The following is a 20,157-nucleotide window of genomic DNA, read 5'->3' on the forward strand; positions in this document are numbered from 1 at the left end:
TGTGTCCTCGGGCACGCGCCGGTGAGGGCCCTCGGGGAGGGCCAGACGGGCTCAGCTGTCGGACAGCCCACGCGGACCTGGTGCGAGAGGGAGCCACGAGCCCGCGACGCGCGCGGCTCCCCGGGCCTCACGACCCCAGCTTGAGCGAGCCATTCGTGAGGAGGTCACATGCCTCGGTGCATCGCCAGGCTCGTGCTGTTGTCCTCGCTGCTCGTCCCCCTGGTCGCGCGAGGAGGTCCGCTGAGACAAGCCGCGGAGGACCCCACGGAGGGCTTCGTGGAGGACGCGCCGCCGATGGCCGGGCGCTTCACCTTCAACCTGGGTGGCGGCCTCGTGCTCCCCGTCGGCGAATCCCACAGCCGATTCAAGCCGGGCTGGGGCTTCCTGCTCGGGGCCGGCTATCACCTCACCGAACACTTCGGCATTCGCGCCGAATACCAATACAGCGACTTCAACCTGAAGCACGACATCCTGCCGGACGAGCGCGTCTCCGGCGAGCACGTCATGCAGTACGGAGACCTCAACCTCTTCCTGGGCGTGCTGTCGGGCAGACGCCTCGGGCTCTACCTGACGGCGGGGCCGGGCCTGTACTACCGCAAGGTGGAGCTCTCCCAGTTCGCGGGCACGGGGTTCATCCCCGTGTGCGACCCCTGGTTCTTCACCTGCTACACGGAGGTCGTCCCGGTGGACGTCATCCTCGATTCGCGCAGCTCCACGGACATCGGGGTGAACGGCGGCGTGGGCTTCACGTACCGGCTCTACGGCCCGGTGCGCGTGTATCTGGAGGCGCGCTACCACTACATCTTCGGCCCCGAGTACCAGACGGCCACGGGCGCGCGCCGGGCGAACGGCCAGTACCTGCCCATCAACCTGGGGCTGCGCTTCTGACGATGGACCGGCGCGCGGGTCGCCTCTCCCCGTGGGGCACCTCCGGCGAGGAGTCTCGCGCCCTACCCTGACGGGAAACGCTGGAGGGATGCACGCATGAGAAGCCAGATGCGCCATACCGCCCTGCTCGCGGGGGCCGCCGTCGTGAGCCTCGCGGTCATCGCCTTCGCGCAGGGACCGCCGACGCCCGCCGTGCAGCCTCATCCCCATGGAGTCTTCGGCGTGGTGCTGGACTACATGCGCCGGCAGCCCTTCATCCTGCTCTTCCTCGTCGTGGCCGTCGGCTACGCGCTCGGTGAGCTGAAGGTGAAGGGCGTGGGCATGGGCTCCACGGCGGCGACGCTGCTGCTGGCGCTCATCGTCAGCTTCTGGGCCTTCGACGCCTACAAAATCGAGTACTCGCTGCCGGAGTTCACCAGCACGGTGTTCTTCAACCTCTTCATCTTCGCCATCGGCATGAAGGTGGGGCCGCAGTTCCTCGGCGGCATCCATCGCGAGGGCAAGCACCTCATCCTCCTGTCCTTGCTGGTGCCGCTGTTGTCGTCCGCGCTGGTCTACGCCTCGCGGTACTTCACGCACCTGGCGCCCGGTCTGCTCGCGGGCATCCTCTCCGGCGCGAACACGGCGACGCCGGGCTTCGGCGCGGCGCAGGCGGCGCTGGCCAGCGGCTCGGCGGCGCTGTCGGGGGAGGCCGCACAGCAGGCGCCCGGCAACCTCACGACGTCCTACGCGTTCCTCTACTGCATCAGCATGGTGCTCTTCACCGTGATGATGTCGGTGATGCCGAAGATGTTCGGCCGCGACGCGGTGGCGGACGGCAAGAAGATGGAGAAGGAGCTGGCGGGCGAGGACTCCGCGCCGCTGCCGGGCACGGCGGACTCGTTCATCCGGGGCTACATGCCGCTGGACCTGCGGGTGTTCCGGGTGGAGAACCCCGCGCTCGAGGGGCGCACCGTGGCGGACCTGGACCATGCGCATCCGCGCGTGGCCATCGAGCGCGTCTACCACGCGGGCCGCGTCTACAACCCGCCGCCGGACCTGGTGCTGAACCGGGGCGACGAGGTGGCGATGCTCGGCCCCGTGTCGCTGCTGCTGGCCGGCGGGCCACACATCGGCCCGGAGGTGGACGACTCCAAGCTGCGCAACGTGAAGTTCGACACGGTGGAGTTCATCGTCCACGACAAGCAGGTCGTCGGCAAGACGCTGGGGGAGCTCGCGCTGCGCATGGGCCACGGCATCTACCTCAACGCCCTGTTCCGCGCGGGGGACCAGCTCCCGGTGAGCCGCGAGCAGGTGGTGAACAAGGGCGACGTGATGCGCATCACCGGCAGCCCCAAGCGCGTGGCGGACCTGCGCAAGGTGCTGGGTCCTCCCGTCAAGCCGAGCCTCTCCACGGACATCATCACCCTGGGCCTGGGGCTCGCGGCGGGCGCGCTGCTCGGCGCGATCACCATTCCGCTGTTCGGCATCAAGTTCAGCCTGGGCTCGGCGGTGGGTCTGCTCGTCGTCAGCATCGGCCTGAGCATCCTGCGCACGCACAACCCCGCGCTCGGCGGCCCGTTCCCGGAGTCCGCGCGTCAGCTGCTCGAGGACGTCGGGTTGAACGTCTTCATCGCCATTCTCGGCCTGAACTCCGGCGCGGGCGTGGCGCACGCCATCGAGGGCGGGCTCCTGGGGCCCACGCTCATCATCGGCTCTATCGCGGCCTTCGTCCCGCCCATCATCGGTTGGATGGTGGGTCAGTACGTCTTCAAGATGAACAGCGCGGTGCTGATGGGCGCCATCGCCGGAGCGCGGTGCAACAGCGCGGGCATGCGCGCGGCGCAGGAGGCGTCGAAGAGCATCGTCCCCGCCATCGGCTACCCGGTGACGTTCGCCATCTCGAACCTGCTGCTGACCCTCATCTGCTACCTGTTCGCCCTGATGGGCTGAGTGAGGCCACCATGAGCAAGCCCCTTCCCTCCTGGAACGACGGCGCCACCCGGCAGGCGCTGCTGGACTTCGTCGACTCGGTCACCACCGAGGGCAGCGCCGCCTTCGTCCGCCCCGAGGACCGGGTGGCCGTCTTCGACAACGACGGGACGCTGTGGGCCGAGCAGCCCATGTACGTCCAGGCGCTCTTCGCGGTGGACCGCGTCCGGGCGCTGGCGCCACAGCATCCAGAATGGCGAGGCCAGCAGCCCTTCAAGGCGCTCATCGAAGGCGACGAGAAGGCGCTGGCGGCGCTCACCGAGCACGACGCCGCGGCGCTCGTCGCGGCCACGCATGCGGGCATGACGACGGCGGAGTTCTCGCGCACGGCCAAGGCGTGGCTGGCGAAGGCGAAGCATCCGCGCTTCCAGCGCCCCTTCACCCACTGCGTCTACCAGCCCATGCTGGAGCTGCTGGACCTGCTGCGGGCCCACGGCTTCACGCCGCACATCGTGTCGGGAGGTGGCATCGACTTCCTGCGCGCGTTCTGCGAGCAGACCTACGGCATCCCCTCCGCCCACGTGATTGGCAGCAGCGGGAAGACGAAGCTGGAGTGGCGCGACGGCAGGCCCGAGCTCGTGAAGCTGCCCAGCCTCACCAGCCTGGACGACGGCGAGGGCAAGCCCATCAACATCCACCTGCACATCGGCAAGCGGCCGGTGCTCGCCTTCGGCAACTCGGACGGCGACCTGCAGATGTTGCAGTACGCGGGGGCCCCGGACGGGCCCCGGATGCGCCTGCTGCTCCACCACGACGACAGCGCGCGCGAGTACGCCTATGACCGCGACGCCAAGGCCGGCCGACTGGACCGCGCGCTCGAGGTGGCGGGCCAGGACGGCTGGACGGTGGTGAGCATGCGCCAGGACTGGAAGCAGGTGTTCCCGTAGCTCAGGGCGCCTTCTTCTTCAGCGGGAAGAGGAAGGAGAGCTGGACGCGGAGCTGCCACTGCGCGGCACCAGGCAGGTCGGGACGGATGGCGTTGTAGTACGCCGCCACGGAGCCGTTGAGGGCTTGCTTGCCGACGGTGAAGACCTTGCCCGCGCCCAGACCGAAGGGGACGGTCCACTTCTCGCCGGAGGGGGCCTCCCAGTTCGCCGTGAGCAGCGGTGACGATGTCAGGTACCAGCCCTTCGGCAGGTTGTAGCTGATGAAGTACTGCAACAGGAGCTGGTTGACCGTCGCCCGGTCATCTCCGCCGAAGACCGAGAACACGTTGTTCGCCAGCACGCCGATGGACCACGGCTCCGGTTGGATGAGCGCGACCGCCGACGGGCCCACGCTCCACTTGCCGGTCCCCAGCACCTCGTTCGTCGCGGTGGGCAGGAGGAACGCCGGCCCCACGCCCCAGATGACTGCTCCGGGCTTCTTCGGCGAGAGGAAGAACGTGGCCGACGTGTCCCCCAAACCGAACGTCCCACCCTCCCCGTCCCCCAGGTCCGGCTGATACAGGATGGGCAGGATGACGCGGGTGATGACGTTGAAGTCCCGCGTCAGCGGCAAGGGCACCACGGGCTGGATGTTGAGCGTATTGCGAACGCGGTCACCCGGCTCGACGCCCAGGTCCACGTTGTCTTGAAGGGGCACGCTGATGAGCGCGGCCACCGGGTTCTGCACGGCCTTCGCCAGGTCCTGCTGGTGATCCTGCCCCTGCTCTGCTGGTGGCTTCGGGTCCGCGGCGAACACGAGGCCCGGCACCAGCATCAACATCACGAGGACCCCGCCTCCACTTCGACCTGGCTCCACCGGCACCCCGCTCGCTGACATCCGAGGTACGAGGCTGGACACGGGGATGGGGCCCGTCAATCAGCCCCTCCCCGAGGAACGACTGCACCCGGTCGCCGGGGACGACGCGAGCGTCAGCGGACGACACGCGAGCCGCCCCGCGGGCTCAGTCGTTCAACGCCTCGACCGCGGGAGGCACGTAGCGCCCCTCGAGCGCGGACCCGGTGGGGCCGTAGAGCCGCAGCAGGAGATAGAAGGGCCCGGCGGGTACCGGCAACCAGTTGGACTGACGCGCGGCCTCGGGGGGTGTGCTCTGGAGGAAGAACGAGATGGAGCCATCCTCGGAACGCTTCAACGCGCGCGAGCGGTCCCCCAGCGAGTAGCGGTGGATGTCGTTCTCCACCAGCATGTGGCTCTTCGCGTCGTACGCGGTGAGGGACCAGAAGTAGCGCACCGGCGGAATCGCCTCCTTCGGGAAGCGCAGCACGTAGCGGGCACGTGCCCCGTCGAGCGGACGGCCCGCGCCGTCCAGGTGTGTGATCGGATAGAGGGCCTCGGCCGGCGAGTTCGCGTAGAGATAGTTCCACGCCACGCGGGCTCGCAGCGCGTAGTCGTCACCGAACGCGCCCACCTTCGGGTCCGGCAGCTCCCAGCCCTGATGCAGCGTCGGCCGCTGTTGGATGGACTCGCGCGCCTCGCGGACGCCCTCCAACATCGCGTCGCGGAGGTCGGCCGGAAGGAACTTCGAGTCGAAGGGCTCCCCGGGCCGCACACCGACGCGCGCGAGCCTCGCCAGCAGCGGTCGCTCCTCGTCGGAGAAGCGGTGCCACTGCATCATGAAGTTGATGTACTCGAACGCCTTCAACGACGCGTCCGCCTTGTCATCGAAGTACGGCGGCCACGACACGTCGGAGAGCTTCGGCGCCGGCTGCTCGGAGAACACCTGGAGCGGCGTCGCCTTGAACCGCTGCTGGAGCGCGGCCGCGGCCGACAGGTCCCTCGGGCCGTCCACGCCAACTCGCAGCAGCGCCGCCACGAACCAGGAGTTGGACCGGATGACCGTCGCATCCTTCAGCGACTCGGGCAGAGGCTCCGTCCAGTCGGGCCCCACGATGACGAACCGCCCAGGCTCCGTCCCCGTCGCCCGCGTGCCGATGTACGGCAGGTTGTTCGTCGTGATGTCGACCAGCTGGATGCAGAAGTAGCGCCCGTTCAGCTCCGGCGTCTCCAGCACCACGGGCCCGCCTCGCAGGTCCAGGGCCGCCACCGAGTAGAGCGTGTCGTTGTTCGGGGAGACGACCTCTCGGTCCTCCGGGGTGAACAACCGGGAGAAGTGCAGGAACTGGTCGGCGGGCCGGAACTGTGGCGACTCCGGACGGAACGTCATGGCGAAGAGCCGGTAGTGCTCCACCAGTGGCAGGCCGAAGACATAGGCCTCGCGCGCGCTGTCCCGCGCCTCCTGGGACGACAGCCCCGTGGTTGCTTGCTCCAACATGGGTCACCTCGATGGCGTGGGTCCCGGGTCTGAAACCCGGCCCATGGCCACAAGCTGATCCGCCATCACCCCCCAGGCAACATCCGGCCGGAGAACGGGGGTTGAGCCCGCTACGCCGGTACGCCTCCCGGCGGAACCTGCTTCGAGTGCTCGGACTCCCCATGGCGCTTCACCCATAGCTTGTATGGGGTCAGCGCCAGGATGCGGATGACGACGTACGCACCCACCACGCCCGCCACCTCGAGCGCCCGGTAGTTCGGATAGCTCTGGGTGATGATGGTCATCGACAACACCGGGTGCGAGAGCGCCGCGGCCAGCACCACCGCCTTGCGGTCCTCCAGTCGCGGCGCCCCCGCCCAGTGGCCCAGCACGGCGGAGATCGTCACCAGCATCACCAATGCCACCACGGCGAGCCACGCGGTGTGGATGAGCTTCGGCCCGACGATGAACAGCACACCCACGGACACGGCGATGAGCAGCACGCTGAACAGGCGACCACACCAGCGCGCGAGCGTCCGGGCGAAGTCCGGGAAATAGTGCCCCACCGCGATGCCCACCACGAGCGGAGGAACGACCTTCACGAGCAGCAGCTGGAAGACCAGGCTCGGCGCCGCCCTGAACTCGACGCCCAACAGGCGGTCCACGCCCTGAACCCAGATCGGCACCGTCACGAGCGCGCAGAGGCTGAGCAGCATCAACAGGTTGAGGGACGTCGTGCTGCTGGCGCCCAGGGAGCGAGCCTGGTTCACCTGGAGGGGCGCACCCGGGCAGACGGCCATGAGCAGGACGGCACTGGCCACCACCGTCGGCAGCCGGAAGGCATGCACCAGCGCGATGGCCACCAACGGCACCAGCAGGAGCACCACCAGCAGCGAGCGCACATACAGCGCCGGGCGCTCCAGGACATGACGGAGGTCACCGGGTCTTCGCTCCAGGCCCTGCGTGAACATGAACAGGGTGACGATGTTGCCCAGCACGAACACGGCCAGGGTCCTGATCATGCCCGCCTCCTCCCGGGCGGCGCACACGAGCCGCCACCGTTGGATATCCTCACGTCCACCCTGTCCCGACAGTCCTCGGCGGCCAGGCACCCGAGCGCAGGCCGCCGCTCAGCTCATGCTCTGGCGGAGCTGGTTCACCACCGCGATGAACTGCCGGTCCACCATCAACAGGATGACGAGCGGCGCCAGCCCCGCCGCGCCCACCGCCAGCAACCCGCGCTGATCCCACGGGAACAGCTTCATCTTGCGCGCCACCATGAAGGACGAGCCCAGGTCCGCCAGCGACGAGAAGTCCGGTGAGCCGAGCGGTGAGCCCTCGGGCTTCTGCTGGAACCATCGGTCCTCGAACTCGCGCGAGTGGTGCGCCGCGACCGCGGAGTACCAGGGGTCTCCTCGCCGTTTGGCCGCCACCAACGGACGGAAGAAGCACGCCAGCGGCGCGAAGACCGCCAGGCAGGCCAGCACGGCGTAGAGGACCTGAGGCATGACGTAGTCCAGCGGGGACTCGGTGATCGCACCAGCGTTCACCCGGAACGAGTACGCCGCCACCGGGACGGCCACCGCGAACACCACCGGCGCGAAGCTCGCCTGACAGACGGCGAGGAACCCCAGACCGCCCGACTGGTCCGGATGGGTGAAGGACAGGCGCAGCGGGAGCCGCGACACGCGCAGCAGGAAGACCGCCCACACGACTCCCCGCCACAACCACCGCAACACCAGGAAGCGCACCAGCGGTTGGGCCACGCAGAGGTACCACCCTCCCGCGAGTGAGGGCCGCGCCGAGTCCGATACCTGCCAGGGCCTCGACGGGTCCGGCGACGTGAGCCACGCGAACGCGATGACCCACCCGAGAATCAGCAACTCCACGCACGACGAGTCACACCACCGCGTGCACCTCCGGGCCAGCGCCTCCAGCGCGCCCCGTCCCCGTTCACCCACCAGGCTCGCGCGGAGGAACTGTCGCGCCGCCGCGCCCAGCCGGCGGTCGATATAGGGCCCCGCCGCCACCAGCACGGGCAGCGACAGCAGCAGCTCCCCATGGACCTGGAGGTCCCGGACCAACAGGCGCGGGGCGCTCCCACCCTGCATCCACGCCAGCAGCACGAGCGGCCCCCAGCACCCCAACGCGAGCACGAGCGCGAAGAGCCCGGAGCGGCCCGGCTCGACACCTCGCAGCCCGCGCCCCAGTGTCTGGAACGGACCGCCCCTCACCAGCGAGAAGTCCGTCAGCGTCCCCGAGCTCTCCATGCGAGCACCACGAGGCCCAGGGCCTCAGTACTCCTCGAACATCCGCTGGACGCGCGTGGGGTCCTTGGTCTCCAGCAGCGCCAGCTGGAGCAGCACGCGCGACTTCGCGGGGTTCAACTCGCCCGAGGCCACGAAGCCCTTCTGGTCGTCGTTGATTTCGTTGTTGCGCAGCACCAGGCCGCTCGGCAGGCGCGTGCTGCGCACCACCACCACGCCCTTCTTCACGTGCTTCGCCAGCGTGTCGAGCGCGGGCTGGGTCATGTTCCCGTCCCCCACCCCCGCGATGACCAGCCCCTTGGCGCCGTTCTTCACCGCCGAGTCGATGAGGTCCGGGCTCATGTTCGCGTGCGCGTAGAGGATGTCCACGCGCGGCAGCGCGCTCTCGCCCGCGATGGAGAACTCCGAGTCCACCGTGTGCCGCTTGTCCATCTTCTCGAACCAGTGGATGTCGCCCGTGTTGACCACGCCCGCGGGCCCGCGGTTCAGGCTGCGGAAGGTCTCCACGTTGGTGGTGTTCGTCTTCGTCACGTTGCGGGCCGCGTGGATCTCGTCGTTGATGACGATGAGCACGCCCCGCCCCTTCGCCTCCGGCGACGCCGCCACGGCCACCGCGTTGTAGAGGTTGCCCGGCCCGTCCGCGCTGGTGGCGGTGGCGGGCCGCATGGAGCCCACCAGGACCACCGGCTTGTCGCTCTTCACTACCAGGTCCAGGAAGTACGCCGTCTCCTCCAGCGTGTCCGTGCCGTGCGTGACGACGACGGCGTCCACGTCCGGCGAGGCCAACAGCTCGTTGGTCCGCTTCGCCAGCTTCAGCCACACCGCGTCGTTCATGTCCTGGCTGCCGATGTTCGCCACCTGCTCACCGGACAGCCTCGCCAGCTTGTCCAGGTTCGGCACGCCCTTGATGAGGTCCTCGACCTTGAAGGCCCCCGCCTTGTAGCCATACCCCTGCGGATTGCCCTGCGCCCCGGCGATGGTGCCCCCCGTCGCCAGGATGCGCACCGACTGCGGCGGCTTTGCGTCCTTCGCCTTCGTGCCCACCGCATCCCCTCGGGCCGACGACGTGTCCGTGCCGGGGAGCGTGGGACGGGCCTGGCCCTCCTGCGCGGCGATGCCCGCGCCCGTCAGCAGCAGGCCGACCGCGCACAGCACGCCTCTCATCGAGCTCTTCGAACCATTCATGATGGGCCTCCATCGAAGGTGGGAATCCCGCGCGCTCACGAGTCCAGCTTGCGCCCCTTCCACTCCTGGATGGCGCGGATGACGATGTCCTTCAGGCCCTGGCCGATGCGCGGGTAGGCCTCGTCGTCCAGGTTCGCCAGCGACACGCGGGCCGACCACTCCGGCCCCTCGAAGCCGCTGCCGTTGAGCAGCACCACGCCATGCCTGCGCGCCAGCGCGAGCACGATGTCGAGCGGGTCATGCCGCGCCTCCTCGTACTCCACGAAGTCCTTCCCCACGTGCTTGCGCCCCCACGCCTCCAGGTCGAGCGTCTGGTAGTACGCCGAGCGCAGCGGGTCGTCCGGCAGTTCCACGCCCAGGCCCCGGTACAGCGCCGCCAGTCGCTCCTGGCAGATGCGCCGGCAGCGCTTCTTGTACGCGTCATCCTTGTCCAGGAGCGCGAACAGCGAGAACAGCGACATCTGGAGCTGCTGCGGCAGGGACAGGCCCGCGGTGTGGTTCAGCGCCACCGCGCGGCTGTCCGCCACCATCCGGTCGATGAACTTCAGTCGCTCGGGCGAGAGGCTGATGGAGCCGTAGCGCTCCTCGAGCATCTCGCGCTGGGCGGCCGGCAGGCGGGCCATCATGTCGTCGAGGATGTTGTCCTCGTGGAGCGCGACGACCCCCAGGCGCCAGCCGGTGCACCCGAAGTGCTTCGAGTACGAGTAGACGAGCAGCGTGTTGTGGGGCAGCTCCGCCGCCAGCGAGCGGAAGCCCTCCACGAAGGTGCCGTACACGTCGTCCGTCAGCAGCAGCAGGTCCGGCCGCTTCTTCCGGACGATGTCCACCAGCAAATCCAGCGACTCGCGCCGCATCGCCGTCGCGCCCGGGTTGCCGGGGTGGACCACGAAGAACGCCTTGATGCGCGGGTCCTCCAGCTTGCGCAGCTCCGAATCCGGGTACTGCCACGCGTGCCGCCCCTCCTCCGTCATCTCGCTCTGCCGGATGTCCACCGTGCGCAGGTCGAACTCCTCCAGGCGCGGAATCTCCAGGTAGGGCGTGAAGATGGGCGTGCCCAGGGCGATGGTGTCCCCCTTCTGGAGCAGGCCGTTCACCATCAGCGAGCGGAAGATGTACGTCATCGCCGCGGTGCCGCCCTCGACGGCGAACAGGTCGAAGCGGCCCGGGGGCGGACGTCCGTCACACATCTCCTTCGCCAGATAGGACTGAACGATTCGCTCCGCGTGGACGAGCATCCGGTCCGGCACCGGATAGTTGTCACCGATGGCCGCGTCGGTGAGCTCCCAGACGAAGGCGTCCTCGTCGAAGCCCAGCTGGCGCACGCCATGCTCCAGCGAGTCGCGCAAGAGCCTCACCGCCGCGCTGTCCTCGTGTCCCTCCAGGAAGTCGCGCAGCCGCCGGGCGATGCCGGGTGACTTCGGCATGCCCGCGAGCCCCACCTCGGGCTCGTTCCACGTGCGGCGGCTCTCGCTCAGCGCGAACTGCCCCATCAGGAAGAACGCCTCGCGCGGCGTGGTGGCAATCCAGTTGGGGTTGCCTCGCCCCGCGTTGAGCATCACCGCCGCGCGTGTCTTCGCGGACTCGTCCGCCATCTCGATGAGCGTGTCCTTCAGCTCGAAGGGGCTGAGCTTGTGGAGCTCGCGTGGCGTGGTGGTCTCCGTCTCCTCCCTCACGCCGGTCTCCGTCTCCGTCCTCGTCTCCATGCGCCCCCTCCGTCCACGTTGGCGACAGGACGTTGTCCACGCGTGCACACGCCGCCAATCCGAAGGCGGACACGCTCCGGGCGCTCGCAGGTCCGCGTGCCCACGCGCGCTCGGGGCCCCTCGGCCGCCCCGCCCCACGGGGCCCGGTTGTCCCACGCGCCGAAGCCACCCAGCTTGCCGCCTGGGGCCACAGCGCGCCCCTCCACTTGCGTGGACAGACGAAGAGCGAGGCGGCGGATGAGCGTGGATGTCGTCGGTGAAACCCAGGGCCAGCAGTCTCCCGTATCGCGCAACGAGGTGACGGAGCGGGACGCGCCCGGCATGGATCTGGTGTGGATTCCGGGCGGCACCTACTGGATGGGCTCGGACCACCACTATCCCGAGGAGAAGCCCGCGCACCAGGTGACGGTCAGCGGCTTCTGGATGGACCGCCACCCGGTGACGAACGAGGACTTCGCGCGCTTCGTCGAGGCCACAGGCTACGTCACCGTCGCGGAGCGCCCGCTGAATCCGGACGACTTCCCCGGCGCCAGGCCAGAGCTGCTCGTGCCCGGCGCGCTCGTGTTCCGCAAGACGGCCCAGCGCGTGAGCCTGAAGGACTTGACGCAGTGGTGGGCCTACACCCCCGGCGCCTGCTGGAAGGCCCCCGAGGGCGCCGACAGCACGTGGCTCGGCCGCGAGCGCCACCCCGTGGTCCACGTCGCCTACGAGGACGCGGAGGCCTACGCCACCTGGGCCGGCAAGGCCCTGCCCACCGAGGCCGAGTGGGAGCGCGCGGCACGCGGCGGCCTGGACCGCAAGGTGTACGTCTGGGGTGACGAGTTCTCTCCGGGAGGCCAGCAGATGGCCAACATCTGGCAAGGGGAGTTCCCCTGGCAGAACCTGAACACCGATGGGTTCGAGGGGACCTCGCCAGTCGGGAGCTTCCCACCCAACGGGTATGGGCTCTTCGACATGGCGGGCAACGTCTGGGAGTGGACCTGCGACTGGTTCCAGGAGCGCCACCAGGGCAACGGCGGCAAGGCGTGCTGCATCCCCGTCAACCCGCGCGGCCCCGCCTCCGGTGGGAAGAGCCTGGACCCGAGCCTGCCCCACGTGCGCATCCCCCGCCGCGTCCTCAAGGGCGGCAGCCACCTCTGCGCGTCCAACTACTGCCTGCGCTACCGCCCCGCCGCGCGCTCGCCGCAGTCCATCGACAGCGGAACCTCGCACATCGGATTCCGATGTGTCGTCCATGTCTCGGACGCGTGAGACGCGGGCCTTCCTCCGGAAAAAACGACGGAGTTTCGCCGACTTGGGCCCCCCCTGTCGTGAACATGAAAGCCCTGCTATTTTGCGCTCCCATTACAGAGCTGTGTTATCAGCAGATCCTGTTTCGCGAGTCAGCGACTGAAACAGCGGATTGGCCCAGGGGACACTCGAGTGAAGAGCGACGCGACACGGACACTGTTGGTGACTCGGGCGGACCTGCGCTGCATCGTGGAGGAAGTGGGTGCGGACGCGTTGATGGACGAGCTCATCCGCGCGCTCACCGAGGCGCTGCGCACGTTCGACGGTGAGCTCACGGAGGTGCGCAAGCGCGATGGCTTCCTGACGGAGCACCCGAGACAGCCTGGCTGTCTCGAGTGGATGCCGGTGATGCAGAAGGGCGGCGCCGTCACCGTGAAGATGGTGAGCTACAGCCCGTTCAACCCCGAGGAGCAGGGGCTGCCCACCATCATCGCGACCAACAGCCTGTATGACTCCAGGACGGGCCACCTCGTCGCCTTGATGGACGGCGTGTTCGCCACGGCGCTGCGCACGGGCGCGGCCTCCGCGGTGGCCACGCGCTGCCTGGCCTCACCGGACAGCCGCGTGCTGGGCCTGGTGGGCTGCGGCGCCCAGGCGGTGACGCAGTTGCACGCCATCAGCCGCGTCTTCCCGCTCACGGAGGTCCTCGCGTACGACACGAACCCGGAGGCGCAGGCCTCGCTCGCGCGGCGCACGGCGTTCCTCGGGCTGGACGTGAAGCAGGTGTCGCTGGCGGAGCTGGAGGAGCGCTCGGACATCATCTGCACCGCGACCTCCATCGCCGTGGGCGCGGGCCCGGTCATCTCCGGCAAGGCGCTCAAGCCGCACGTGCACGTCAACGCCGTGGGCTCGGACCTGCCCGGCAAGACGGAGCTGCCGCGCTCGCTGCTGGAGAAGAGCCTGGTGTGCCCGGACTTCACCGTGCAGGCGCTGGTGGAGGGCGAGTGCCAGCAGCTCAAGCCCGAGCAGGTGGGCCCGGACCTCGTCACGCTGGTGAAGAACCCGGACCGCTACGAGTCCTGGCGCCAGCGGTCCACCGTGTTCGACTCCACCGGCTACGCGCTGGAGGACCAGGTCGTCACCGCGCTGTTCCTCCGCCACGCGGAGCGGCTGGGCCTGGGCACGTCGGTGGGGCTGGAGACGGTGGGCGGCGACGCGTTGGATCCCTACTCGCTCGTGCGCGAGCCGGAGTCCACGGCCCGCGGCAACCTGCGCCGCGCCACGGGCAGCTGAAGTCCTTCAGAGCTCCAGGAGGATCTTCCCGAAGCTCGCGTTGGACTCCATGTAACGGTGCGCGTCCGCCACGCGCGCCAGCGGGAAGGTGGTGTCGATGACCGCGCGCACGCGGCCGTCGACGAGCTTCGGCAACCAGCGCTCGCGGAAGCGCTGGACGACGGCGACCTTGTCGGCCAGGGGCAACGGACGCAGCGCCATGCCCTTGAGCTGGAGGCGGCGCAGCACCACCTGCTTCAGGTCCAGGTCGCCGCGGATTCCGTCCATCAAGCCCACGAGCATCAACGTGCCGCCGAAGCGCAGCGCGCGCAGGTTGCGCCCCAGCGCCGCGCCTCCGACGAAGTCCTCCACCACGTCCAGGCCGCGCCCCTTCGTCCACTCGGGCACCGCGTCCGCGAAGTTCTCGCGCGTGCGCACCACGCCCGCCGAGGCGCCCAGCGCCAGACACCGGCGCAGCTTCTCGTCGCTGCCCACGGTGACGAAGACGGTGGCCCCCACCTCGCGCGCCACCTGGATGCACGCGGTGCCGATGCCGCTGCCCGCGGCGTGGATGAGCACGGACTGACCGGGGCCCAGCCCGCCCAGCTCGACGAGGGATTCGTGCGCGGTGCAGTACGCCTCGGGCGCGGCCGCCGCCTCGACGAAGGACCAGCCCGCTGGAATGGGGAGGGCCATCCCCTCCTCCATCAGACACGCCTCCGCGTAGCCGCCGCCGTCCACCAGCCCGAAGACGCGCGCGCCGGACTGGAAGGCGCGCACCTCGTCGCCCACGGCCTCCACCACGCCCGCGACCTCGATGCCGAGCAACGGACTGGTGACGCCGGGAGGCAGCGTGTAGCCGCCGGCGCGCTGGCTGGTGTCTCCGCGGTTGAGGGCGGAGGCGCGCACGCGCACGAGGAGCTGACGGGGACCGGGGACGGGACGGGGTCTGACTTCCAGGTGGAGCTGCTCCGGACCGCCGGGAGTCCGGACGACGACCGCGGTCATCACCTCAGTAGTTCGCATCCACGTCCACGCCATGGCGCCGCAAGGGCACGAGGAAGGAGCGCTCGAAGGTCATCACGACGGTGCCGTCCGCCTTGAGGCCCTGGGTCTCCACGGTGACCACTCCCTGTTTCGCGCGAGAGCGGGACCTCCTCTTGGCCAGCACCCGGCTCTCCGCGTACAGGGTGTCCCCCACGAAGACCGGGGCCGTCAACCGGATGCGGTCCCACCCCAGGTTGGCCACGCCCTTGGCGCTGGTGCTGTTCAGACTCATCCCCCCGACGATGGCCAGGGTGACGAGGCTGGACATCAACGGCCGCTTCCACTCCGTCTTGCTGGCGTAGACGGCGTCGATGTGGAGCGGGTGCGTGTTGAGGCTGAGCAACGACTGCCACATGTTGTCCACGTCGGTGAGGGTGCGGCCGGGGCGGTGCTCGAAGACGTCGCCCACCTCGAAGTCCTCGTAGAACAGCCCGTGGGTCTCGCGGTAGCGCTGCTTGCCCACCTTCTTGTGGGCGGCCACCATCTTCTTCATGAGTCTCCACTCCCGGAGCCCGCGCGCAGGTGGACGGGCGCCATGGCCTCGTCATGCTGGACGCTCGCCAGCACCCGCCGCGCCACCGTCACGAGCGGGGGGCCAATCATGCTCCCTCCGACCACGTGGATGCCGCCCTTTCCGTCACCGGCCTGCGCGAGCACCCGGCGCGCGTGGGCCACCATCTGCGGCGTGGGCCGCAGCGCCGCGTGCACGACGCCCACCTGGTCCGGGTGGATGACGATCTTGCCGGTGTAGCCCAGCGCGCCCACCTTGCGCGTCTCCGCCTCCAGCTCCGACAAGTCGCCCAGGCCGAAGTACGGCGAGTCGATGGCGTTGATCCCCGCGATGGCCGCCGCCATGGCGATGCGCGAGCGCGCGTAGAGCATGGGCTCCCACGACAGGGGCACGCCCATCTGCGCGGACAGGTCCGCGGCGCCGAAGATGAGGCCGCGCAGGCGGGGCGCGGACAGGGCGATGGCGTCCACGGCCTCCACGCCGCGCGCCGTCTCGATGATGGCCAGCAGCGACAGCTCCGGGAAGCGGTCTGCCAGCAGCGCGTCGAGCTGCTGGATTTCAGACGGCGACTCCACCTTGGGCAGCAGCAGGGCGTCCAGCCGCGCGTTGGAGTCCAGCAGCGAGAGCACGTCGCGCAGGCCCGCCTCGGTGCGCAGGCTGTTGATGCGCAGGCACAGCGGCCCGCGCGGGCGGGAGGAGGACAGATAGGACAGGGCCAGCCGGCGAGCCTCTGACTTCAGGGCGTGGGGGACACCGTCTTCCAGGTCGAGCAGTCCCATGTCCGCCCCCACCTCCACGGCCTTGTCGAAGCGGGAGGGGTCGATGGCGGGCGTCACCAGGAAGGACCTGCACTGCAAGGGCATGGTCATGATGCGAGTGGCTCCGAGGTCCCTGGCGCCGCCAGCTCCAGCACGGCGTCACACAGGCGCTGGAGGTCCTCGGTGGACAGGTTGGAGCGCAGCATGATGCGCAGCCCCGCCCGCCCCTTGGGGACGATGGGGAAGAACACCGCGGAGGAGTAGAAGCCCGCGGCCATCAGTCGCCGCGAGCGCTCCACCGCCAGGGGCTCCGGCCCCACGTCGATGATCTTGATGGGGAAGTCCTCGCCCGTGGTCCGCGTGGGGACGCGTTCGTCGAAGAAGCGCACGTGGGCCCGCAGGGCGCGCTGTCGCTCGGCCAGGTCCGCGCCGCCGTGCAGCCGCGCCGAGGCCAGGCTCGCGCCGATGGCCGGAATCGACAGGCTCTGCGACCAGCCGAGGGGACCCGCGAAGCGGCCCACCAGGTCCGCGTGCTGCTGCGGCCCCAGCATGACGGCGCCCCCCGCCGTGCCGAAGCCCTTGCCCAGCGATCCGATGATGATGGTGCGCGAGTTGACCTCGCCGCCCATCGTCGCGCGCACGTAGCCCTCGCCCGACGCGCCGTAGAGGGAGAGCGAGTGCGAGTCGTCGAAGTAGAGGAACAGCCCGTACTTGTCCTGGAGGTGGAACAGCTCCTTCACGATGGCCACGCCGCCCATCGAGTAGAAGCCGTCCGCCACGTACGCGACGCGCGCGTGCTTGCGACAGAGGTCCTCCAGGAAGTCCAGGTCATTGTGCGGCGCGGTGATGACGTGGGTCTCGTCCGCGCAGATGGGCTTGATGAGGTTCATCGAGAAGTGCGCGGACTTGTCGAAGACGAGGATGGGCTTCTGGCCGTCGGGCAGCAGGTGGCCGGACGCGATGAGGGGCAGCAGGCCCGCGCTGGCGGAGCTGGCGGAGTTGGTGACGATGGTCTTCGCGCGCCAGCGGTGGGACAGCTCCTCCTCGAGCGCGTCCAGGTCCGCCAGTCGGATTCGCAGCCGGGAGATGGACATGCACAGGGTGCGCTCGCGCTGGAGCACGTCGATGGCGCCCTGGAGCACGTCCGGATGCGAGTCCAGCCCCAGGTACGAGCACGAGCACATGTTGATGAACTCACGCCCATCCGGCAGTGACAGCGTGCCGCGTCCGGTGTTGTGCACGGACAGGTCCAGCAACCCCGCTTCCTTCGCCGACGTGAACGACGGATTGCCGTGGCCGATCATCGACTCCGTGTTGCGATAGCGATTCTTGAGTTCCATGACGGCTCACTCCTGCCCTTCGAATCCTGGGATGACCGCGTCGATTCCCACCCGCATGTCCGGCGAGGCCAGCACCGCGTCGAGGAGCGCGGAGAAGGCCTCACACAGCCGCCGTGCGGTGTCGGGTTCGAACAGGTCGGTGTTGAACTCCAGCAGCCCGGAGAAGCCGTCCCCCTGTTCCTGCAGCGAGAGCGTCAGCTCGTAGATGGAGGCACCGCGGTCCGACGGCATCGGCATCAAGGTCAGCTCCGGCAGTACGAGCGATTCTGCGGGAGTGTTCTGGAGCACGAACATCACCTGGAAGAGTGGCGCCCGGTTCTGCTGTCGCTGGGGGACGAGGGTGTCCACCACCTGGTCGATCGGCACCTCCTGGTGCGCGTAGGCGCCGAGGGTGACGTCGCGCACCCGGGCCAGCAGCTGCCGGAAGGAGGGATTGCCGCGCACATCCACGTTCAGCGCGACGGTGTTGACGAACAGACCGATGAGGGACTCCACCTCCGGGAGCGCGCGGTTCGCGATGGGCGAGCCGATGACCAGCTCCTCCTGTCGAGCCCGGCGGCAGAGCAAGGTGCCGAACAGGGACAGCAGCGCCATGAACGGCGTCACCCGCTCGCGCTGACACAGCAGGTTGAGCGCGGCACTGCGCGCGCGGCCCAGCGACACGGGAATCCAGGTGCCGTTGAACGTCCGGGTGGGAGGACGGGGCTTGTCGAGGGGCAGCTCCAGCAGCTTCGGCGCCTTCGCCAGGGCGTTGCGCCAGTAGGACAACCGGGACTCCAGCTCGACACCGGACAGCCAGCGGCGCTGCCACGCGGCGTAGTCGGGATACTGGATCACCAGCGGAGGCAGCGACGGCGCCGTACCGCGAGCGAAGGCGGTGTAGAGGTGGACCACCTCGCGGGTGATGACGCTCTCGGACCAACCATCCGAGAGGATGTGGTGCTTGCTGAAGATGAACAGGTACTCGTCGTCCGCCAGGCGAATCAGGCCGCCGCGCACCAGCGGCCCCTGGGTGAGGTCGAAGGGCTTGCGCGCGTCGTCGGCGATGCGACGCAGGACTTCCTCTTCCCGGTCCTCACGGGCTCGGAAGTCCTCCAGCGGCAGGTTGATTCGCGACATCGCGGCGACCTTCTGGACGGGCTGGCCGGCTTCCTCGGTGAAGGTGGTGCGCAGCGACTCGTGGCGATCCACCAGGGCCTGGACCGCGGCCCGGAGCGCATCGGGGTTCAGCGCGCCCTTGAAGCGGTACGCCGCCGGCTGGTTGTAGGCCGTGGACTGGGGATTGGCCTTGAACAACTTCCACAGGCGCTCCTGTGAATAGGACAGCGGCACCGGCCTGTCGCGTTGCGCGGGAACGATGGGAGGCAAGCTCGCCAGCGGCGCGCGCGGCGCGGCTTCGATGCGTCGGGCCAGCGCGGCCACGGACGGCGCCTCGAAGAGCGTCGTCAGGTGGATGTCCGCCTTGAGCCGGTTGCGGATGCGCGCCACCACCTGCGTGGCCAGCAACGAGTGCCCACCGAGGCTGAAGAAGCTGTCGGTGACGCTGACCCTCGGCAGCTTCAGCACCGACGCGAAGGCCTCCGCCAGCTGCGCCTCCAGCGTGTCCCTCGGCGCCACGAAAGGCGCCACGCCCCTCAGGCTCGCCAGGTCCGGCGCCGGCAGCTTCGCCCTCGCCACCTTCCCACTCGGCGTCAGCGGCAGCGCCTCCAGCCGCACCAGCGCCGGCGGCACCATGTGCTCCGGCAGCTTGCGCCCCAGCGCCTCCTTCAGCGCCTCCGGCTCCCACGCCTCACCCGCCCTCGGCACCACGTACCCCACCAGCCTCCGGTCCCCCGGCGTCTCCTCGTGCACCCCCACCGCCGCGTCCTTCACCCCCTCCATCTCGCGCAGCGCCGCCTCCACCTCCGCCAACTCAATCCGGTAGCCCCTCACCTTCACCTGCGCGTCCAGCCGCCCCAGGAACTCCACCACCCCGTCACTCCTCCACCTCGCCCTGTCTCCCGTCCGGTACAGCCTCGCTCCCACCTCCCTCGTGTACCCGTCCGGCACGAAGCTCTTCGCCGTCAGCTCCGCCCTCTCGTGGTACCCCTGCGCCAGCTGCGCACCTCCGATGTGCAGCTCTCCCGCCACTCCCACCGGGCACAGCCGCCCCCTCTCATCCAGCACCAGCAGCTTCGTGTCCGGCAGCGGCACTCCAATCGGCGGCAGCCTCGGCCAACTCCCCGCCGGCCCCTTCAACCGGTGCGCGCTCACCACGTGCGTCTCCGACGGGCCGTACTGGTTCTCCAGCACGCACCCCGGCAGCTTCTCGAAGAAGGCCACCACCGCCGGCGTCACCTGCAGCTGCTCTCCCGCCGTCACCACCTCTCGCAGCGACTCGGGGACTCGTGCCCCGTGCGCCACCGCGTCCGCCAGCGCCTGCAGCGCCACGAAGGGCACGAAGAGTCTCTCCACCCGCTGACTCGCCATGAAGTCCAGCAGCGCTGGCACGTCCTGCCTCAGCGCCGCCGGCGGCACCACCAGCGTCCCTCCCGCGCTCCACGTCGCGAAAATCTCCTGGAATGACACGTCGAAGCTCAGCGACGCGAATTGCAGCGTCCTCGCCTCCGCCTTCACCGAGTGCGCCTTCTGCCACAGCAAGAGGTTGCACAGCGCCGCGTGTGACAGCGCCACCCCCTTCGGCTTCCCCGTGCTCCCCGACGTGTACACCACGTAGCACGTGCCACCCGGTGGCACCGCCCTCGGCGGCGCCAACTCCGGCCGCCTCGCCACCTCCTCCGCCTCCTCGT

At 69.4% G+C, this 20,157-nt stretch carries 16 protein-coding genes; 5 read left to right on the forward strand and 11 right to left on the reverse strand.

Going from position 1 to position 20,157, the window contains the following annotated elements; genetic code table 11:
- Window positions 1–168 precede the first annotated feature (168 nt).
- The 3 genes from LXT21_RS23870 (at window position 169) to LXT21_RS23880 (ending at window position 3,746) form a co-directional block, all read left to right on the forward strand.
- Complete coding sequence (locus LXT21_RS23870) at window positions 169–888, forward strand: outer membrane beta-barrel protein (RefSeq protein ID WP_254040467.1); 720 nt, start codon at window positions 169–171, stop codon at window positions 886–888.
- Between the two features lie 108 nt (window positions 889–996).
- Window positions 997–2,820, forward strand: a complete 1,824-nt coding sequence (locus LXT21_RS23875; RefSeq protein WP_254040468.1) for an aspartate:alanine exchanger family transporter — start codon at window positions 997–999, stop codon at window positions 2,818–2,820.
- An 11-nt stretch (window positions 2,821–2,831) separates the two neighbouring features.
- Complete coding sequence (locus LXT21_RS23880) at window positions 2,832–3,746, forward strand: HAD family hydrolase (protein WP_254040469.1); 915 nt, start codon at window positions 2,832–2,834, stop codon at window positions 3,744–3,746.
- 1 nt (window position 3,747) lies between these two features.
- Here the strand turns inward: LXT21_RS23880 and LXT21_RS23885 are convergent, their stop codons facing one another.
- The 6 genes from LXT21_RS23885 to aspD all read right to left on the reverse strand — a co-directional run bounded on the left by LXT21_RS23885 (window position 3,748) and on the right by aspD (window position 11,210).
- Window positions 3,748–4,566: a neuromedin U gene (locus tag LXT21_RS23885; RefSeq protein ID WP_254040501.1), complete on the reverse strand. Its 819-nt coding sequence runs from the start codon at window positions 4,564–4,566 to the stop codon at window positions 3,748–3,750.
- Window positions 4,567–4,747: 181 nt separating this feature from the next.
- On the reverse strand, window positions 4,748–6,076 hold the full coding sequence (locus LXT21_RS23890) for a DUF1254 domain-containing protein (protein ID WP_254040470.1): 1,329 nt from the start codon (window positions 6,074–6,076) through the stop codon (window positions 4,748–4,750).
- A 110-nt stretch (window positions 6,077–6,186) separates the two neighbouring features.
- Complete coding sequence (locus LXT21_RS23895; protein WP_254040471.1) at window positions 6,187–7,077, reverse strand: hypothetical protein; 891 nt, start codon at window positions 7,075–7,077, stop codon at window positions 6,187–6,189.
- Window positions 7,078–7,185: 108 nt separating this feature from the next.
- On the reverse strand, window positions 7,186–8,325 hold the full coding sequence (locus LXT21_RS23900) for a hypothetical protein (RefSeq protein ID WP_254040472.1): 1,140 nt from the start codon (window positions 8,323–8,325) through the stop codon (window positions 7,186–7,188).
- Window positions 8,326–8,349: 24 nt separating this feature from the next.
- Complete coding sequence (locus LXT21_RS23905) at window positions 8,350–9,507, reverse strand: type II asparaginase (protein ID WP_254040473.1); 1,158 nt, start codon at window positions 9,505–9,507, stop codon at window positions 8,350–8,352.
- A gap of 35 nt (window positions 9,508–9,542) precedes the next feature.
- Window positions 9,543–11,210, reverse strand: coding sequence for an aspartate 4-decarboxylase (aspD, locus tag LXT21_RS23910; RefSeq protein WP_254040474.1), 1,668 nt, complete (start codon window positions 11,208–11,210; stop codon window positions 9,543–9,545).
- A 237-nt stretch (window positions 11,211–11,447) separates the two neighbouring features.
- On the opposite strand from aspD, the gene LXT21_RS23915 reads away from it, so the two are divergent.
- Together LXT21_RS23915 and LXT21_RS23920 are read left to right on the forward strand one after the other, a co-directional pair.
- Entirely contained in the window at window positions 11,448–12,461 is a 1,014-nt protein-coding gene (locus LXT21_RS23915) for a formylglycine-generating enzyme family protein (RefSeq protein WP_254040475.1), read from the forward strand.
- Window positions 12,462–12,632: 171 nt separating this feature from the next.
- A complete protein-coding gene (locus LXT21_RS23920) occupies window positions 12,633–13,733 on the forward strand; it encodes an ornithine cyclodeaminase family protein (RefSeq protein WP_254040476.1) in 1,101 nt (366 codons plus the stop codon).
- 6 nt (window positions 13,734–13,739) lie between these two features.
- Here the strand turns inward: LXT21_RS23920 and LXT21_RS23925 are convergent, their stop codons facing one another.
- The 5 genes from LXT21_RS23925 to LXT21_RS23945 form a co-directional block, all read right to left on the reverse strand.
- A complete protein-coding gene (locus LXT21_RS23925; RefSeq protein ID WP_254040477.1) occupies window positions 13,740–14,738 on the reverse strand; it encodes an NAD(P)H-quinone oxidoreductase in 999 nt (332 codons plus the stop codon).
- Window positions 14,725–15,252: a MaoC/PaaZ C-terminal domain-containing protein gene (locus tag LXT21_RS23930; protein ID WP_254040478.1), complete on the reverse strand. Its 528-nt coding sequence runs from the start codon at window positions 15,250–15,252 to the stop codon at window positions 14,725–14,727. Before LXT21_RS23930 ends, LXT21_RS23925 begins: the two co-directional genes overlap by 14 nt.
- Window positions 15,249–16,139 (reverse strand): aldolase/citrate lyase family protein, encoded by an 891-nt coding sequence (locus tag LXT21_RS23935; protein WP_254040479.1) that lies wholly within the window; start codon window positions 16,137–16,139, stop codon window positions 15,249–15,251. Before LXT21_RS23935 ends, LXT21_RS23930 begins: the two co-directional genes overlap by 4 nt.
- Window positions 16,136–17,368, reverse strand: a complete 1,233-nt coding sequence (locus tag LXT21_RS23940) for an aminotransferase class I/II-fold pyridoxal phosphate-dependent enzyme (RefSeq protein WP_254040480.1) — start codon at window positions 17,366–17,368, stop codon at window positions 16,136–16,138. The genes LXT21_RS23935 and LXT21_RS23940 overlap by 4 nt, the downstream gene beginning before the upstream one ends.
- A 6-nt stretch (window positions 17,369–17,374) precedes the next feature.
- Window positions 17,375–20,157 (reverse strand): condensation domain-containing protein (locus LXT21_RS23945; RefSeq protein WP_254040481.1); only part of this gene is annotated, 2,783 nt, incomplete at its 5' end.

It is taken from the genome of Myxococcus guangdongensis (genome assembly GCF_024198255.1).
GTDB classification, from domain to species: Bacteria; Myxococcota; Myxococcia; order Myxococcales; family Myxococcaceae; genus Myxococcus; species Myxococcus guangdongensis.

Bases quoted from the DNA above. Each gene is read 5' to 3' on its own strand.
- LXT21_RS23870 (WP_254040467.1), top strand. From the start codon at position 169: ATGCCTCGGTGCATCGCCAGGCTCGTGCTGTTGTCCTCGCTGCTCGTC.
- LXT21_RS23875 (WP_254040468.1), top strand. From the start codon at position 997: ATGCGCCATACCGCCCTGCTCGCGGGGGCCGCCGTCGTGAGCCTCGCG.
- LXT21_RS23880 (WP_254040469.1), top strand. From the start codon at position 2,832: ATGAGCAAGCCCCTTCCCTCCTGGAACGACGGCGCCACCCGGCAGGCG.
- LXT21_RS23885 (WP_254040501.1), bottom strand. From the start codon at position 4,566: ATGTTGATGCTGGTGCCGGGCCTCGTGTTCGCCGCGGACCCGAAGCCA.
- LXT21_RS23890 (WP_254040470.1), bottom strand. From the start codon at position 6,076: ATGTTGGAGCAAGCAACCACGGGGCTGTCGTCCCAGGAGGCGCGGGAC.
- LXT21_RS23895 (WP_254040471.1), bottom strand. From the start codon at position 7,077: ATGATCAGGACCCTGGCCGTGTTCGTGCTGGGCAACATCGTCACCCTG.
- LXT21_RS23900 (WP_254040472.1), bottom strand. From the start codon at position 8,325: ATGGAGAGCTCGGGGACGCTGACGGACTTCTCGCTGGTGAGGGGCGGT.
- LXT21_RS23905 (WP_254040473.1), bottom strand. From the start codon at position 9,507: ATGAATGGTTCGAAGAGCTCGATGAGAGGCGTGCTGTGCGCGGTCGGC.
- aspD (WP_254040474.1), bottom strand. From the start codon at position 11,210: ATGGAGACGAGGACGGAGACGGAGACCGGCGTGAGGGAGGAGACGGAG.
- LXT21_RS23915 (WP_254040475.1), top strand. From the start codon at position 11,448: ATGAGCGTGGATGTCGTCGGTGAAACCCAGGGCCAGCAGTCTCCCGTA.
- LXT21_RS23925 (WP_254040477.1), bottom strand. From the start codon at position 14,738: ATGCGAACTACTGAGGTGATGACCGCGGTCGTCGTCCGGACTCCCGGC.
- LXT21_RS23930 (WP_254040478.1), bottom strand. From the start codon at position 15,252: ATGAAGAAGATGGTGGCCGCCCACAAGAAGGTGGGCAAGCAGCGCTAC.
- LXT21_RS23935 (WP_254040479.1), bottom strand. From the start codon at position 16,139: ATGACCATGCCCTTGCAGTGCAGGTCCTTCCTGGTGACGCCCGCCATC.
- LXT21_RS23940 (WP_254040480.1), bottom strand. From the start codon at position 17,368: ATGGAACTCAAGAATCGCTATCGCAACACGGAGTCGATGATCGGCCAC.